Source organism: Cyanobacterium stanieri LEGE 03274, from assembly GCF_015207825.1.
Classification (GTDB): domain Bacteria; phylum Cyanobacteriota; class Cyanobacteriia; order Cyanobacteriales; family Cyanobacteriaceae; genus Cyanobacterium; species Cyanobacterium stanieri_B.
In genome coordinates this window covers 1-1,321 of the sequence record NZ_JADEWC010000065.1, presented here as the reverse complement: position 1 = coordinate 1,321, position 1,321 = coordinate 1, and the positions used below count along the sequence as shown (strand labels likewise).

The following is a 1,321-nucleotide window of genomic DNA, read 5'->3' as shown; positions in this document are numbered from 1 at the left end:
CAAGTGTGTAGATGTCACTTTCGTTCCTTTTTCTTTGCTGGTCATCATCCATCTCCCGTTAATTTCGGTGGTTTTTTCTTTTGCCCGTGAAATTTAACGGGAGTCCTGTGACGACATTTCAAGATAGAAATCAATACCATGCTTTATCTTATTACTTTCACTTTTGTTGATGTCAAACTCAAATTTTCTCATCCATCAAACTTTATCATCCTACATCTGCTCATTTTATCATTACCTAAAGGCGATCGCCCCTTAACCCACCCTATCTCAATAGTAATCACAGTTCAATTTATTGAACGATAACCCCGTAGCCTTGGAATTCATTACAAGGCGGATGATAATATATCTTGACAATCTGATTATGACCCAATCGCCCCTTAACCCACCCTATCCTAATAGTAATTACAGTTCAATTTATTGAACGATAACCCCGTAGCCTTGGAATTCATTACAAGGCGGATGATAATATATCTTGACAATCTGATTATGACCCGATCGCCCCTTAACCCTCACTACCTCAAACAACAAAGTCCCCCTTCTTAAAGGGAATTTACGGGATCTACTTCTTAAGTTCCGCTAATTGACCATTAACATAATCATGTAATATATTTGATATGAGATTCTCATAAGAAATACCCTCCTTAAGTGCGATCGCCTTTATAGCCCCTAAATCAACAGAAGATAAATTTAAAGTGACCTGCTGATTTTCTGACATCATAGCCCTAGCATAACCTTGGAGAGTTTTAACACGCTCCTCATCATTTACCGATTGCCATTCCCCTTTTTCAAAAGACTCTAATAAACCTTTTTCCTCCTCATCAAACCTGTTCATAAATTTGTACCTCCCAAATATTGTTTTGTCGCCTTACGAGATGAAATAATTGTCTTTAAGAATATTTCTTCTTCCGTCTCCACATAAGGCACCAAAAAAGCGTATTTTCTAATCTTAACAACAAGTAATCTTTGATTAGGATATTTATTTCCATTGGGATGAACCAGATCATCCAAAACATCTCCCTTTTCCATGGCAGACAACACCTCCTCAAAAGATATTCCCCTATCTTTAAGCAATAGCTTATTTTTATCCGAATTCCATCTAATAACCTTCATATTCATATTTTAATTTATATCGCCCCTTAACCCACCCTATCCTAATAGTAATTACAGTTCAATTTATTGAACGATAAACCCGTAGCCTTGGAATTCATTACAAGGCGGATGATAATATATCTTGACAATCTGATTATGACCCAATCGCCCCTTAACCCACCCTATCCTAATAGTAATTACAGTTCAATTTCTGTCTTTTATACACAGCTGA

The 1,321-nt window shown here is 36.6% G+C and carries 2 protein-coding genes; both read right to left on the bottom strand.

Annotation, left to right across the window (positions count from 1 at the left end; translation table 11 throughout):
- Window positions 1-559: 559 nt before the first annotated feature.
- Entirely contained in the window at window positions 560-832 is a 273-nt protein-coding gene (locus IQ215_RS14275) for an antitoxin (protein WP_193802063.1), read from the bottom strand.
- Complete coding sequence (locus IQ215_RS14270) at window positions 829-1,110, bottom strand: BrnT family toxin (RefSeq protein WP_193802062.1); 282 nt, start codon at window positions 1,108-1,110, stop codon at window positions 829-831. The genes IQ215_RS14275 and IQ215_RS14270 overlap by 4 nt, the downstream gene beginning before the upstream one ends.
- Window positions 1,111-1,321: the final 211 nt, after the last annotated feature.

Coding starts and splice junctions, on each gene's coding strand:
- IQ215_RS14270 (WP_193802062.1), bottom strand. CDS start 1,110: ATGAAGGTTATTAGATGGAATTCGGATAAAAATAAGCTATTGCTTAAA.
- IQ215_RS14275 (WP_193802063.1), bottom strand. CDS start 832: ATGAACAGGTTTGATGAGGAGGAAAAAGGTTTATTAGAGTCTTTTGAA.